Annotated in this window: 15 protein-coding genes; 11 read left to right on the top strand and 4 right to left on the bottom strand. The window is 46.2% G+C overall.

All coding sequences use genetic code 11. From position 1 onward, the window contains the following. Positions 1 to 185: 185 nt before the first annotated feature. Positions 186 to 1,241 (bottom strand): Gfo/Idh/MocA family protein, encoded by a 1,056-nt coding sequence (locus tag LDO37_RS10450; RefSeq protein ID WP_224055185.1) that lies wholly within the window; start codon positions 1,239 to 1,241, stop codon positions 186 to 188. A gap of 96 nt (positions 1,242 to 1,337) precedes the next feature. Continuing rightward, entirely contained in the window at positions 1,338 to 1,781 is a 444-nt protein-coding gene (locus LDO37_RS10445) for a MaoC/PaaZ C-terminal domain-containing protein (RefSeq protein WP_126608409.1), read from the bottom strand. A 146-nt stretch (positions 1,782 to 1,927) separates the two neighbouring features. Here LDO37_RS10445 and LDO37_RS10440 point away from each other — a divergent pair, with 146 nt between their 5' ends. From LDO37_RS10440 to LDO37_RS10390, 11 genes are all read left to right on the top strand, one after another. Then, on the top strand, positions 1,928 to 2,476 hold the full coding sequence (locus tag LDO37_RS10440; protein ID WP_101111401.1) for a MaoC family dehydratase: 549 nt from the start codon (positions 1,928 to 1,930) through the stop codon (positions 2,474 to 2,476). Continuing rightward, positions 2,469 to 3,596: an extracellular solute-binding protein gene (locus tag LDO37_RS10435; RefSeq protein ID WP_221768550.1), complete on the top strand. Its 1,128-nt coding sequence runs from the start codon at positions 2,469 to 2,471 to the stop codon at positions 3,594 to 3,596. The genes LDO37_RS10440 and LDO37_RS10435 overlap by 8 nt, the downstream gene beginning before the upstream one ends. Continuing rightward, positions 3,593 to 4,741: a CaiB/BaiF CoA transferase family protein gene (locus tag LDO37_RS10430; RefSeq protein ID WP_126608411.1), complete on the top strand. Its 1,149-nt coding sequence runs from the start codon at positions 3,593 to 3,595 to the stop codon at positions 4,739 to 4,741. Before LDO37_RS10435 ends, LDO37_RS10430 begins: the two co-directional genes overlap by 4 nt. 76 nt (positions 4,742 to 4,817) lie before the next feature. After that, positions 4,818 to 6,137: an ABC transporter substrate-binding protein gene (locus LDO37_RS10425; protein ID WP_126608412.1), complete on the top strand. Its 1,320-nt coding sequence runs from the start codon at positions 4,818 to 4,820 to the stop codon at positions 6,135 to 6,137. Positions 6,138 to 6,229: 92 nt separating this feature from the next. Next, the gene (locus LDO37_RS10420; protein WP_101111356.1) at positions 6,230 to 7,147 is read left to right on the top strand and encodes a carbohydrate ABC transporter permease; all 918 of its coding nucleotides are present in this window, start codon (positions 6,230 to 6,232) and stop codon (positions 7,145 to 7,147) included. Beyond that, positions 7,144 to 8,004 carry a carbohydrate ABC transporter permease gene (locus tag LDO37_RS10415; protein ID WP_126608413.1) on the top strand — a complete coding sequence of 287 codons (861 nt, stop codon included), beginning with the start codon at positions 7,144 to 7,146 and terminating at the stop codon, positions 8,002 to 8,004. Before LDO37_RS10420 ends, LDO37_RS10415 begins: the two co-directional genes overlap by 4 nt. A gap of 6 nt (positions 8,005 to 8,010) precedes the next feature. Continuing rightward, positions 8,011 to 9,132, top strand: coding sequence for an ABC transporter ATP-binding protein (locus tag LDO37_RS10410; protein ID WP_126608414.1), 1,122 nt, complete (start codon positions 8,011 to 8,013; stop codon positions 9,130 to 9,132). A 2-nt stretch (positions 9,133 to 9,134) separates the two neighbouring features. After that, entirely contained in the window at positions 9,135 to 9,803 is a 669-nt protein-coding gene (locus LDO37_RS10405; protein ID WP_126608415.1) for an RraA family protein, read from the top strand. Continuing rightward, on the top strand, positions 9,803 to 10,102 hold the full coding sequence (locus tag LDO37_RS10400) for a UxaA family hydrolase (RefSeq protein ID WP_126608416.1): 300 nt from the start codon (positions 9,803 to 9,805) through the stop codon (positions 10,100 to 10,102). Before LDO37_RS10405 ends, LDO37_RS10400 begins: the two co-directional genes overlap by 1 nt. Continuing rightward, the gene (locus tag LDO37_RS10395) at positions 10,095 to 11,285 is read left to right on the top strand and encodes a UxaA family hydrolase (RefSeq protein ID WP_126608417.1); all 1,191 of its coding nucleotides are present in this window, start codon (positions 10,095 to 10,097) and stop codon (positions 11,283 to 11,285) included. Before LDO37_RS10400 ends, LDO37_RS10395 begins: the two co-directional genes overlap by 8 nt. A gap of 45 nt (positions 11,286 to 11,330) precedes the next feature. Then, positions 11,331 to 12,440: an enolase C-terminal domain-like protein gene (locus LDO37_RS10390; RefSeq protein WP_126608418.1), complete on the top strand. Its 1,110-nt coding sequence runs from the start codon at positions 11,331 to 11,333 to the stop codon at positions 12,438 to 12,440. Between the two features lie 57 nt (positions 12,441 to 12,497). Here LDO37_RS10390 and LDO37_RS10385 read toward each other — a convergent pair whose 3' ends face one another. Continuing rightward, complete coding sequence (locus tag LDO37_RS10385; RefSeq protein WP_126608419.1) at positions 12,498 to 12,956, bottom strand: hypothetical protein; 459 nt, start codon at positions 12,954 to 12,956, stop codon at positions 12,498 to 12,500. A 107-nt stretch (positions 12,957 to 13,063) separates the two neighbouring features. After that, on the bottom strand, positions 13,064 to 13,807 hold the full coding sequence (locus LDO37_RS10380; RefSeq protein ID WP_126608420.1) for a metallophosphoesterase: 744 nt from the start codon (positions 13,805 to 13,807) through the stop codon (positions 13,064 to 13,066). Positions 13,808 to 13,878: the final 71 nt, after the last annotated feature.

The following is a 13,878-nucleotide window of genomic DNA, read 5'->3' as shown; positions in this document are numbered from 1 at the left end:
TATTATGAATAACAGAGTCTTAAAGACCAAAATTGACTCTGTAAAATCGAGGCGATTATACATTGCAACGTAATTCATATTTCTTGGAGATGTATTTTGTGTGAGTTATCTCTCCTTCATCAAAAAAAGGCTGCCAATGTCATGTTACTTGGCAGCCTTTTTTAATGAGTGGTGGGTTAATTAAGTTAGTATTGGATATCCGTCCCTTTTGCTTTGTTGCTTTCAAAGCAGGCTTCAACAACCGCCATGGTTTGGAAAGCGTCTGCAACAGCAGTGTGTAGGGTGTCATCTTCACCGGATGCGAAGCGTTGAATGTTGCTCATGGTGCCGATAAACGCTTCTGGGAACCACCCGCCTTCAAGTGGGACGGACTGCCATTCTTTACCCCGCTCACAAAATAGAAACTCATCAGGCTCGCCGTTGGGGTAATCCAGCAGGACGCCCATTTTTATCATCACGCAGCCTTCGGTGCCTTCAAAGCGGAAACTGGCGTCTTGCGCTTTACGACCGTAATCGTGATTGTGATTGATTGACATTAGGCAGCGCAGAGGATATTCGTAATCCAATATTGCGCTGGTGCGAGTTTGTTTGAAGTCTTGCGAGCGAGGATCCGCCATGCTCCGGCAATAGACGGATTTTGGGTTGCCCGCGATAGAGCGAATGAGATCGATGTAATGTATTGAATGAACCAGTAATTCGATTCGCTCCATTTTGAGTAGAAACGGAAACATTTCCCACGGAGTATGAATGTTTAAGTGGACTTCAATATCCGTTAGCTCACCCAGCTTACCGCTTTGAACGACGTCTCTTAGTGCCAGCATCATGGCAGAAAATCGAAGCTGAAAGTTCACGGCTGCGATGAGGTTTTTGCGCTCACAAATGTCACGGATTACTTTTGCTTGCTCAAGATCCAATCCTAGAGGCTTTTGAATCAAAACGGGTACGCCATCGGGGAGCATTTCGAGCACCTGTGGGGCTGCAATAGGGGGAAGAGGGAGGTCGTAAACCACATTGGTAAACTGGGTGGCATCTTCTAAGCTTTTATATACAGTCTCGATTCCCCAATCGCTGGCGACTTTTTCCGCTCTAGAAGTATCAATATCAAAGATCCCCTGAACATGAAAACCGGCTTTTTTGTAGGCGGGTAAATGTGCATCATGAACTATTCCGCCAGCTCCAATGATTACGATTGGTTTGGGGTTATTGGGTTTTGGCCAAGTTTGCTGCAATTCCATTGTCATCGTTCACTCCTTGAATTCTAATTTGGCGTAGTGTTGTGCTTTGATACTACTACGCCAGTTATGCGATAAAGATAGTCGTGTAAAAGGGCTTTTAGCTTATTTTTTCTTCTCTACAAGCAAAATATGCTCGCAATACAGCACGGTTTTCCGGTCTTGATTCAACACCTCTACAGTTTCGGTGACTTGTCCAAAACCCTCACGTTTAGGGTCATCTACCTTTTTGCTTATGGTTATTCGGCTTTTGATGGTATCCCCAATATAGACCGGATTAGGGAAGCGCAGCCTTTCATATCCATACGTGAAGGCTAAAGGGTTAATCTCTGTGGCGGTTAAACCGATGCCAATCGCAAATGTCATCGTGCCGTGGGCAATTCTTTTTCCCCAAGGCTGCTGTTTGCAAAACTCTTCATCCATATGGTGTGGGAAAAAATCCCCAGTGTGACCTGCATGTACCACAAAATCCGTTTCTGTAATGGTACGTCCCACAGTAAGGCGCATTTCATCCATTTCGTAGTCTTCAAAATATCGTGCTCGTTCCATGATCATTACCTACGTTTATCTTTTGTTAAATTTCATATTCACAATCTAGATTTATATTTGAAATTTATTGTTGATCATTTTTTAGTCAAGTGCTAGTGTTGATTTTGAAATTAGATTTCGAATATGAAATTAAAGTTGAGGTTATCATGGAAAGAAAACCGACAGTGGGCGTTTCATCACGTCCGGTAAAAGGCATGCCCACTGACCACGCTGATATTCCGGTTTGGAATGCAGAAGATTGGTATTACGAGGATTTCGAAGTCGGTCATACCATTCGATCGTTAAGGCGCACCATTTCTGAAGGTGAAGCCATGCTATTTAATAGTCTGGTGATGGATCTGCACCCCTATGTAGCCGATGACACCTTTGCTAAAGAAGAAGGACATTTTGGAAAGCGGTTGGTGGCAGGTGCTCAGGTTTTCTCGTACGGGTTAGGGTTGGTTGCGACTAATTGCCTCAACTCTTTTTCTTACGGCTACGACAAGCTTCGTTTCATCAAACCTACCTTTATTGGCGACACCATATACACCGTACGAAAAAACCTATCGAAAGAACCCAAGTACGACGAGATGGGGTTAGTCCGCGTGAGCTACAGCGTTTATAAGGGCGAAGGCGAGCTTGTGCTTTATTGCGAGCACTTATTGACAGTTCTCTACAAAGATAATGATGGCAAGAAGGAGTCTGCGGGTGAGTAAGGTAACACTACATGGTATGACTTGGGATCACTGCCGCGGGTATGATCCAATGGTCGCGACAGCAAATAAGTTTGCAGAGCTTAACCCAGACGTAGAGATCATTTGGCATAAACGATCTTTGCAGGCGTTTGCCGATCGTCCTCTTGAAGAAATGACCACTGAGTTCGACTTAATGGTGATCGATCACCCTCACGCTGGCGCGGCGTCCGAAACTGGTTTGCTGCTTCCTCTGGATGGAAATGGTTATGACGATCAACTGGAAACACTCGCCGAGCAATCGGTCGGGCAATCGCATCCATCGTATTTTCATGGGCACCAATGGGCGCTAGCGATTGACGCGGCTACCCCTGTGGCGGCATACCGCCCCGATAAATTAGACAGTGTTCCACGTGAATGGGATGAAGTGGTTGCACTAGCGGAAGCCGGCAAGGTTGTGTGGCCATTAAAGCCTATCGACGCACTCATGTCTTTTTACAATGTGCTCGCCAACCAAGGAACCCCATTTGGTATCGATGTAAACGGTGTCGCTACTGAGCAGGGCATCGCGGCATTGAACCAGCTCTTGCGTGTAAGCCAGCATCTGGATGAGTGTTGCTTTTCTATGAACCCCATTGGTGCTTATGAATGGCTCGCCAGCCGAGATGATGCCGCGTACGTCCCTTATTTGTATGGCTACAGCAACTACGGGCGAGAAGGGTTTCGCCAGCATGTCGTCCGTTCTTGCGACGCGCCAGTATTTGGTGACAACGCAGTCGGTGGCACAACATTGGGGGGAACAGGTGTTGCTATCTCTGCGTCTACCCAACACAAAGACATTGCATTGAAATACGCCTTCTGGATTGCTTCCGCTGAAGTGCAAAAAGATCTCTTCTTTAACTCCGGTGGGCAGCCCGGGAATTTGGTTGCGTGGCAGGATGAACATTGCAACCAGCAATCCAATCACTTTTTTAAAGACACATTAACCACGCTAGAAAACGCCTATTTGCGCCCGAGACATAATGGGTACATGCAATTTCAGGATGTGGCAGGCGATTGGGTTAACGCTTGCCTACAAGGGCAGCTTTCACCGGAAAAAACGGTCGAGAACATTCAGCAAGAGTACGCAAGGAGCAAAAGATGACATTGCCACTAGAAGGGAAGTTGGTGGTCGATTTTAGCCAGTTCCTTGCAGGTCCCTTGGCTGGACTGAAGCTGGCTGACTTAGGGGCTCGTGTAATCAAAATAGAGCGCCCAGGCTCCGGAGATTTGTGCCGCCACTTATATCTAACCGACACCGATGTGGGTGGAGTGAATTCACTGTTTCAAGCCATTAACCGCAACAAAGAAAGCTTTTGCGCTGATTTAAAAAAGCCTGAAGACATTGCCGCTGTAAAGAATTTGTTAAAGAAAGCGGACATTGTTTTGCAGAATTTTCGACCGGGTGTGATCGAAAGATTGGGACTGGATTATGAAACAATTCGTCAATTTAATCCTACAGTTATATATGGGTCCGTTTCTGGTTATGGCACGACGGGACCGTGGGTGAATCGCCCCGGGCAGGATCTGTTAGCGCAGTCTTTATCTGGTTTGACATGGCTAAGTGGAAACAGCGATATGCCACCGACGCCAATGGGGTTAGCCGTCGCGGATATGTTGGCGGGGAATGCATTGGTTCAAGGTGTGTTGGCAGCGTTGGTAAAAAGCCAGTCCACAGGAAAAGGCGGCAAAGTAGAAACCAGCTTAATGGAAGTGTTGATTGATTTTCAGTTTGAGGTGCTTACCACGTACTTGAATAGCGGTAAGAAAAAACAAGAACGTAGCCAAATGAACAATGCTCATGCGTATTTATCAGCACCTTATGGCATCTATAAAACCAAAGATAACTATATCGCGATCGCCATGGGGCCCGTTGACCAGCTTGGGAAATTAATGGGCGACGAAAACATCGCTCAATACACCGACAGCAAAATGTGGTTTAGCCATCGAGATGAAATTAAAGAGCAAATACAAACCAAGTTGTTGGAAGAAAAGACCGAACACTGGATGTCGATATTCTCGCAACACGATGTATGGGCATCGGAAGTGTTGAACTGGGATGATTTGATTGAAACGGAAGCATTTCAGCACCTCGATATGCTTCAAAAACTCGAACACCAAGATGTAGAAGAATTACTGACAACTCGTCTACCCATAAGGTTTGACGGGAAAGTTTTGAACAGCAAGGTAGCTGCACCAACACTAGGTCAGCATACCGGATCGATCACCAAGGAGTTTTTACTTAAGTGACCCACGTAAGTTTAATCTTTACGACTAATCTTTAGCCGGCTCTCAATACAGGGAGGACGGCGTCATGGAGGACATGATGAAGCGTTTATTAGGATCGAACACACTGACGAAGGCCATTGGATTGGCTTGTTTAACTGCCTCTGTTTCTGTTGCAAATGCCGCAGACGACAAGGTACTGCGCGTTAAGCTCATAGGCGGTGCGCAGTATGAACCTCTCTACACTTTGATTCCAAAGTGGGAAAAGAAAACGGGCATGAAAGTCGAAGTGCTTTCACGCAAAAACCATTTTGAGTTAGATCGCGAAATCAAACAAGATATCGCCGCCAACAACATCAATTATTGTGTGGCATCTAACCATACCAGTTTCGCCCCTCAGTATGGCTCTATCTATACGGATCTCAGTAAGCTGATCAGCAAGAGTGTACTCGATGAGTTTGTTGCACTGACGCTTGAGCACGGAACCATTGATGGGCGCTTGGTGCAGTTGCCAAGGCACAGTGATATTTCAAACCTTTACTACAAAAAATCTTTGTTTGAAGACGAAGACAACAAGTCTAAGTTTAAAGCCAAATATGGTTATGACTTAACGCCACCTGAAACGTGGAGCCAAGTGAAAGATCAGGCGATTTTCTTCGCGGATCCACCGAACTTCTACGGCACCCAGTATGTCGGTAAAGACGAAGCAATCACAGGTCGTTTCTACGAGATGCTGGTGGCAGAAGGTGGCGCGTTATTTGATAAAGATTGGAACCCAACCTTTAACTCCGAAGCAGGTCAGCGAGCGCTGCAATGGTTTGTGGATTTGTATGAAGCCAAAGCGGTTCCAGCAGGGGTGCCAAACTACTTGTGGGATGATACTGGGCTTGGATTTGCTTCAGGCACCGTTGCATTAGATTTGGATTGGGCTGGTTGGGCTGCGTTTTTCAATGACCCGAAAAACTCCAAAGTGGCAGGCGACATTGGGCTAGTCAAAGCGCCTAAAGGTTCTGGTGGTAAACGCACGGGTTGGTCGGGGTCTCACACTTTTTCTATTACAGAAGCGTGTGAAAACAAACAAGCAGCGGCATCGTTCATTACGTTCTTAACGAGCTACGAAGGTCAGATTCTCGAAGCCCGTCGAGGCTTGCTACCTACTCGTGAACGAGTATGGCAAGACATCATTGAAGCGAATCGTGCCATGAACAATGACTTTATGGTTCAGGTATTCAAAACCTACCAACAGTCCATGGCTGAAGATGCGTTTACGCCACCGCTGATCCCAGAATGGATCGAAGTCTCTAACCAAATTTGGCCTCAACTTCAGGCTGCCGTCGTTGGTGATAAAACCGTGAAGGAAGCATTGGATGATGCTGCCGAAGGCGCTCGCGAAGTGATGGAAGACGCAGGCTATTTATAAGGCTGTAGGGATATAAGCATATAAGGGTGGGGGAACCCACCCAGCTTGAATAGGGTCAGCAGACCCTAATCTCAACTAATACAAGGATAGGTATGTTTCGAGCAATTCGGCGTTTTGTACACCGAGAAGAGTCGGTTCCCTATATGCTGCTATTACCAGCAATAGTCACCATACTCGTTGTGGTCCTGTTACCACTGATATTCTCTCTGTACACAAGTTTTACGCCATACAAAATCACTCGTCCTGAAACACTTTGGAAGTTTATCGGGCTGAGAAATTACAGCCGAATATTTTCCGACGCAGATTTCTGGTGGGTATTCGCAAGAACGGTGTTTTTCTTAACCATCGTTTTGAATGTGGAGCTGGTGCTTGGGTTAGTTATTGCCCTGTTGGTGAATCAAATCACGAAAGGAAAGCGTTTGTTGCGCACTGTCATGATGTTCCCGATGATGTTTTCTCCAATATTGGTCGGCTTCCAGTTCAAATTTGTTTTTAACGACAACATAGGCATTTTAAACAACTTACTTCAAACACTAGGGTGGACAGATCAAGCGATTCCGTGGCTGGTGGATGGCACCTTGGCCATGATGTCCATCATGATTGCTGAAATCTGGATGAGTACCAGTGTCTTTGCCATCTTATTACTGGCAGGGCTATATGCGATGCCACAAGACCCAATTGAAGCCGCGAAAGTGGATGGATGTTCACCCATTCAGGTGTTTAGACACATTACTTTACCGTTTTTAATGCCCTTTATTTTTATTGCGATGACGATTCGCTCACTGGATGTGGCGCGAGCGTTCGATATTGTCGACGTGATGACAGGAGGCGGTCCCGCAGGGCGAACCGAGCTATTGTGGACGTTGATTGCGCGAGTCGGTTACGACAACGCCAAAATGGGGCAAGCCAATGCTATGGCGTATGTATCGATTCTGCTTTCTATCGCTTTTACCTTCTATTTCTTTCGTAAATTAATGGCGGCTCGTCGCTTCATGGGAGGTGCACAATGATCTTGGCATCAACACGTGTCACGCTTCAGAAACTGGCGGTTCGAGTTGGGGTATTCATACTGATTTCCTTGATGTGTATCCCTGGTGTCTGGGTGATGTTTTCGGCTTTTCGACCGAATGGAGAGATCTTAGCCAAGCCTCCGGTTTGGATTCCGCAAGAATTCGGGCTATCCAACTTCATGTCGATACTTGGCGCTGGGGTAGACCAAATCGCGATTCCGGTTGGCAGTTATTTTATGAACTCGCTGATTATCGCAGTAACCAGCACGGTTATAGCCATTTTGATTGGTATTGCTGGTGGGTACGCTTTTGCTCGGTATCGTTTTAAAGGGAAAGACGCTCTGTTTTTGGGCTTAATGCTCTCGCGAACCATCCCTGGTATCGCCCTAAGCCTACCAGTGTTCATTCTGTGGAGTAAGCTCGGCTGGATAGACACACAATTTGGGGTGATTTTGGTGTATGTCGCATTGAATGTGCCTTTCACGATCTGGCTGATTGATGGATTTTTCAGGCAGATACCTAAGGACTTATCCGAAGCCGCGCAAGTCGATGGTTGTACACGTTGGCAAGCGTTTTGGAAAATTGAATTTCCTTTAGCAAAATCGGGTTTGGCATCGGCGGGTATTTTCGCCTTCCTTACCTCTTGGAACGAATATGCGTTGGCGAGTCAGCTTACCCGTTCCACAGACAGTAAGACGTTGCCCGTAGGGTTAATGGATTTTACCGCTCAATTTACGATTGACTGGGCAGGCATGTGTGCCATGGCGGTAATCATCATTATTCCGGCACTTATTCTTACGTTTTTAGTTCAAAAGCACCTGATTTCAGGGCTGACATTTGGTGGTGTAAAAGGATAAACATCTATGGCTGACGTAAAGCTGAACAAGGTAGTAAAAAGATACGGCAAAACTGAAGTAGTTCATGGTGTCGATTTGGATATCAAACACAATGAATTCGTGGTTTTGGTTGGTCCGTCTGGCTGCGGAAAGTCGACCACCCTAAGAATCATCGCAGGGTTAGAAGGCATCACCAGTGGCGAGGTAGTGATTGGCGATAGAGTGGTAAATGATTTGCCGCCCAGAGACAGAAACATCTCCATGGTGTTCCAGAGCTACGCACTATATCCACATATGACGGTGGAAGAGAACTTAGGTTTTGGATTGAAAATTTCCAATATAGAAGAATCTGAAATCGAAAAACGAGTACAAAACGCGGCCCAAATTCTAGGGCTAGACAGTTTGATGGATAGGATGCCTGCCGAGCTTTCTGGTGGGCAGCGTCAACGGGTAGCGATGGGGCGAGCCATTGTGCGCACTCCGGACGTATTTTTGTTCGACGAACCCCTGTCCAACCTAGATGCAAAGCTACGCGTGCAGATGCGTACCGAGATTAAAAAACTCCACCAAACGGTTAAAACGACGGTGGTGTACGTGACTCACGATCAGGTTGAAGCCATGACACTGGCCGACCGCGTGGTGGTGATGCGAGATGGCTACATAGAGCAGGTCGGCTCCCCCATGGAGATCTTCCATGCGCCAACGAACATGTTTGTGGCGTCTTTTATAGGAAGCCCCCCTATGAACATGATCGATGCTATTGCTTACGAGCAAAACGGGAAATGGATACTGCACTTGGAAGGCGCTCACGAAATAGAGTTACCGGAGCGCTTCCTAGGAAAAGTCCAGCACGAGCAAAAAATTGTGGTTGGTATCCGACCGGATGATCTCTACCCAGTAGGGCATGGTATGGAAAGCGGCGCACAAAGTACGCCATTTCATGAAAGCGTGATCATTTCTGAACCGCAAGGCACAGAGACTATTTTGTTCGTGCAAATAGGGCAGAAAGAAGTTCAATCGAAAATGTTAAGCCCGAGGGATGTGAGAAACGGAGAGCGTTTGGAATTTGCTATCGGGTTAGATCGAATTCACCTCTTTGACAAAGGAACCGAGCAGTCCCTTTTAGCTGAGAGCCCCCAGGGAGAGTAATCATGACAAGCCATACCAATGAACAAGATGAAATTACAGAGTTGCTCCAACACTGCTATACCGGCGTGGTTAATGATGTGATGCGAGGAGAGGGCATGACGAACTACGTTTTGCCTCGCGAATTGCGCCCTCTTATTACGGATCAAGTCTTAGCCGGACCCGTGTTCACCATTCTGGGTGAAGTTGATCAATCTATGGATGGTCATCAGAGTTTGCTGGAATGGACGGGGTTACTTTCCAAAGCAAAACCCGGGCATATTTGGGTGTGTCAGCCAAACGATAACAAAGTTGCCCACATGGGGGAGCTTTCGGCAGAAACACTGCAACATAAAGGTGTGCTTGGTTGCTTGGTGGATGGCGGGGCAAGAGATACTGGGTTTATTCGAAAAATTGGTTTCCAGTTGTGGCACCGATTCTATACACCGGAAGATGTTGTCGGGTACTGGAAACCTGTTGGGTTTGATGTGCCAATCCAAATCGGAGAGGTTTCGATATCTCCTGGCGACTACCTACTCGCTGACGACGATGGTGCCATTATCATTCCTAAATCCATTGCTAAATCAGTGGCCGAAGCCGCTTATGCATCCACTAAAGTTGAGAACAAAGTGCGCAGCGCAATTCTTGATGGAATGGATGCACAGGAAGCCTATTTGCAATACGGTAAATTCTAATGGCATCGGTGATTTTGCTTAAAGAGGACGACAATGTGTTAATTGCTTGTCGGGAGTTACGCCAGCAAGAAGTGGTAACGAGGGAAGGATCCGAGCTGGCTATTGAGGTTAAACAGCCGACGCCTGTAGGGTTTAAGGTTGCACGAATGGCACTCAAAAAAGGCACATTGATCATCAAGTACGGTGTGCCAATTGGGCGGTGTAGTGCCGATGTAGATGCGGGGGAGTTGATTCACACTCATAACCTTCATAGTCAATATATCCCATCGCATCAAAGAGGAGGGCATGTTCATGAGTGATGCCATATATAACCGTGAAGTCCATTTGCAAGGCTATTTAAGAAGTGATGGGCGAAAAGGGATTCGCAATCAAATAATGGTGGCGTATTTGGTGGAGTGTAGCCATTTTGTGGTGAGCAAAATTGTTCGCCACTTTGAAGGAATCGCGCCGGGTATCGTGCATGAAGTCGGCTTTCCGGGGTGTTACCCCAATTCTCATGCAGAGCGTGTATTGTCTGGGCTGGCAACTCATCCAAATGTTGGTGCGGTCTTATTTGTTTCTCTTGGGTGCGAAAGCATGAACCGAGAGAAGCTGGATAAACTGGTCAAAGCCAGTGGCAGACCCTCACGTACCATCAGCATTCAAGAAGTGGGTGGCACGCAAAACGCCATTGATTTAGGGATAGAGTGGGTCACGGGCGTGATGGACATATTGGCGTCTGAAACCAAAGTGGACATGGACATCAGCGAGCTTTCCGTTGCAACTATCTGTGGTGGCTCTGACGGCACGTCAGGGATAACAGCGAATCCGGCTGTAGGTCTAAGCTTCGACACGTTAGTGGATATGGGGGCAACCTGTATTTTTGAAGAAACAGGTGAACTGATAGGTTGTGAAACGCATATGAGTGAGCGTGGCTCGACTCCTGAGATTTCAAAAGCGCTGGTAGAGTCGGTCGATAAGGCGGCTCGCTATTACAGCACTCTTGGTTTTGCGAGCTTTGCGCCGGGCAATGCAGATGGCGGTCTATCCACTATTGAAGAAAAGTCTTTAGGGGCGTATTCCAAGAGTGGTACACGCCCGATTGAAGGCATAATCAAGCCCGCGGAATTACCTACTCAAAAAGGGCTTTGGTTGCTGGATGTTGTTCCCGATGGCGAAGTACGGTTCGGCTTTCCTAACATCGCTGATAATGCAGAAATCACAGAATTGATCGCCTGTGGGGCTCATATGGTGTTGTTTACGACTGGGCGAGGCTCAGTAGTGGGAAGCGCGATTTCTCCTGTCATTAAAATATGTGCAAACCCAGAAACATACAGCCGCATGTCCAATGATATGGATGTGAATGCCGGAAAAGTGCTGGAAGGTGTCGAGCTGGATTCTGTAGCCAATGAAATTACCGACCTCGTTGTTTCTGTTGCTCAAGGTCAGCAAACCAAGTCTGAGGCGTTGGGGCATGCTGAGTGCTTAATTACTTATAAATAGCGTTATTTCGGGATAACAGCCCCCTAACCTATCACGGTAACAATCATGATAATCAAACAGGTCGAAATACGCTGCTGTCAAACAGACACAGCTATGAACGCGCACGCGTTAAAAAAAGCGGGTAAATCAGAGGCGTTGAACTTTCTTGTGGTGACACTCACAACTGAATGTGGATTGAGTGCATCCATGTTTGGTTTTGCAGGAAAGTCAGCATTAGGGGCGGGTCATCTAGCAGCGTCTAGCATGCCAACACTTCTAATTGGCAAAAATGCACTCGACCGAGAAAAGCTATGGCAGGAATACCGGACACTTAATCGATGGTGGCATCATTTGCCTATGTACAGTTATGGTCCCTTTGATTGTTGTTTATGGCTATTAGGCGCTCAGCATGCAGGGCAGCCTTTATGGCGCTATATAGGAGGTTCAAGGCAGCGCGTACCTGTTTATACCTCATCGCTGGTGCTTCCAACATTGGAAGATTATAAGAAAGAAGCGCTAGCAGTAAAAAATGCTGGGTATCATGCATACAAAATTCACCCACCGGGTAATAACATGCGTGAAGATTTGGATATTCACCAAGCGGTTCGGGAAGCGGTTGGTGAAGATTTCACACTTATGTCCGATCCGGTTGCGTCATATTCACTTTTAGAGGCGGTGGAGTTTGCTAAAGGGTTGGAAGCGTTGAACTATGCGTGGTTGGAAGAGCCTTTGCCCGATGAGTCATTTACCGCACTTAAAAAGCTGAAGTCGAAGGTGTCTATTCCAATCGTGGGTGCAGAGGTGTTGCCGCATCATCCTTATTCCGTTGCGGAAGCACTGTCGGCTGGTGTTTATGATGCAGTTAGAGCAGATGTATCTTGGTCCGGCGGTATTACCGGAGTCCTTAAAACGGCAAACTTAGCGGAATCTTTCCATTTGAATTGCGAACTGCACACCACAATTTTCCATCCATTGGAGTTAGTGAATATGCATGTGGCGGCAGCAATCAGCAACACGACGTATGTTGAACTCTTGTATCCGACGGACACTTTTTCATTTGGTTTGAAACAGGCGCTACCTATAGAAAAGGGTTACGCCAACCTCCCAGAAACGGCAGGGTTGGGGGCGGAATTGGATTGGGATTTTATTGACAACGCGACCATTCAAATTTTATGACGCCCCTTTTTATTAGAGGCATCATAATGCAATAAATGCTTGGCATTATTGAGGGCTCTAGCTTTGTACCAAGGCGATTAATGATTCCATTGAACGTTTTAGATCGTCTAATGCTTCACCCGAAGGAACGGCTTTTTTCGTGCATTCATTTAATGCCACGACTTGATCCATAAACAACCCTGGTTGAGAGTATCTTTGGTTTAAAGCTTTCGTTAAGGAAGACTTAAACGCATCCACTTGTTTCTGCATTTCAGCGGCTTTTGCTTTGTCACCCCCATTAAACTCGATCAACCCAGGTGTGACAATGTCACTTTGAATGTAATCGTCGTATTTACCCAGCCCCAGTTTGGCAGTATCTACAAGATCGGATTTGTATTTTGCTGGTGGGTTGCTGAGCTTTTGTTCAATAAAATCAATGAGAGCTTGGCATTGCTGCATATCGTTAACACTAGGCTTAGCGGCAATCTGAAAAGATAGGGTACAAGCCAGCGTCACAAGTAGATATTTTAATTTCATTCTTCATTCCTTTAGCGTTGCTTCCTTTAGGTCAACTTAAATTAAGCTTATGCCAAGAACACAAATTGAACAGTATGAAAAATGAGTTAAATATCAAGTAAGTTGATCTACAATCCTTCCCACTCTTCCAAAGTGATACCAGAGAAAAATTCACCAGAGAGTATTTCGATCATTGTGAACTCTCCGGCGTAGTCATTTCGCGATGCTGTATCAATAAAGTAGCTGTTTGCAATGCGGACAACTTTGTCACTTCTTGTGTGCCCATGAATGGTGAAGTCTACATTCGTAACGGGATCCGATGGTTCACCTTTTATACGCGTTCTTCCCCAAATCCACCTAGGGTTTTCTAGCATATTGCCTTGCCAGTTCTGCATTTCTGTCCAATCGAGGCTGTGAGGTTGAGCGTGGCTTATGCCGACTTTTCTTCCATCGGGGAGGTCACAAGTGATGGCGCTGGGCATATCTTCGACAATTGCCTGTAAGCTTCTTAAGGTATCAACCGATTCTTCTAGTGCCCAATCACCGCCGTTTTTACACCAGAGCTCCAACAGCCTTCTCTGATCTTTATTCTTATTTTCTAACTCCCAAACCGACATCGCATTGGACATCATCAGTTCGTGGTTTCCAATAATAGAGAGGAACCAGTCGTTTTCTGAGTAAAAACGTAAAGTTTCAGCCGATTGTGGACCTCGATCAATCAGGTCGCCAACCGAGATAAGTAAATCGGTATCAGGATTAAAATCAATATCTTGTAATGTGTGTTTTAAATGCCCTAGTTTTCCGTGAATATCGCCAATGACGAATACACGATTGAAATTAGATACGTTTATATGTTGATGCCTGAATTCCATTTCTTTGAAACCACTTTATTCTTCGAAAACACTTATTTGTTAAAAACTTATTCGTTAAAACAACTAGAAAC

It is taken from the genome of Vibrio penaeicida, assembly GCF_019977755.1.
Classification (GTDB): domain Bacteria; phylum Pseudomonadota; class Gammaproteobacteria; order Enterobacterales; family Vibrionaceae; genus Vibrio; species Vibrio penaeicida.
This window is presented reverse-complemented; position numbering and strand designations above follow the sequence as displayed.

What these genes read in the sequence shown, in the direction of transcription:
- LDO37_RS10450 (WP_224055185.1), bottom strand. Translation starts at nt 1,241, where the DNA reads ATGACAATGGAATTGCAGCAAACTTGGCCAAAACCCAATAACCCCAAA.
- LDO37_RS10445 (WP_126608409.1), bottom strand. Translation starts at nt 1,781, where the DNA reads ATGGAACGAGCACGATATTTTGAAGACTACGAAATGGATGAAATGCGC.
- LDO37_RS10440 (WP_101111401.1), top strand. Translation starts at nt 1,928, where the DNA reads ATGGAAAGAAAACCGACAGTGGGCGTTTCATCACGTCCGGTAAAAGGC.
- LDO37_RS10430 (WP_126608411.1), top strand. Translation starts at nt 3,593, where the DNA reads ATGACATTGCCACTAGAAGGGAAGTTGGTGGTCGATTTTAGCCAGTTC.
- LDO37_RS10425 (WP_126608412.1), top strand. Translation starts at nt 4,818, where the DNA reads ATGAAGCGTTTATTAGGATCGAACACACTGACGAAGGCCATTGGATTG.
- LDO37_RS10420 (WP_101111356.1), top strand. Translation starts at nt 6,230, where the DNA reads ATGTTTCGAGCAATTCGGCGTTTTGTACACCGAGAAGAGTCGGTTCCC.
- LDO37_RS10415 (WP_126608413.1), top strand. Translation starts at nt 7,144, where the DNA reads ATGATCTTGGCATCAACACGTGTCACGCTTCAGAAACTGGCGGTTCGA.
- LDO37_RS10410 (WP_126608414.1), top strand. Translation starts at nt 8,011, where the DNA reads ATGGCTGACGTAAAGCTGAACAAGGTAGTAAAAAGATACGGCAAAACT.
- LDO37_RS10405 (WP_126608415.1), top strand. Translation starts at nt 9,135, where the DNA reads ATGACAAGCCATACCAATGAACAAGATGAAATTACAGAGTTGCTCCAA.
- LDO37_RS10400 (WP_126608416.1), top strand. Translation starts at nt 9,803, where the DNA reads ATGGCATCGGTGATTTTGCTTAAAGAGGACGACAATGTGTTAATTGCT.
- LDO37_RS10395 (WP_126608417.1), top strand. Translation starts at nt 10,095, where the DNA reads ATGAGTGATGCCATATATAACCGTGAAGTCCATTTGCAAGGCTATTTA.
- LDO37_RS10390 (WP_126608418.1), top strand. Translation starts at nt 11,331, where the DNA reads ATGATAATCAAACAGGTCGAAATACGCTGCTGTCAAACAGACACAGCT.
- LDO37_RS10385 (WP_126608419.1), bottom strand. Translation starts at nt 12,956, where the DNA reads ATGAAATTAAAATATCTACTTGTGACGCTGGCTTGTACCCTATCTTTT.
- LDO37_RS10380 (WP_126608420.1), bottom strand. Translation starts at nt 13,807, where the DNA reads ATGGAATTCAGGCATCAACATATAAACGTATCTAATTTCAATCGTGTA.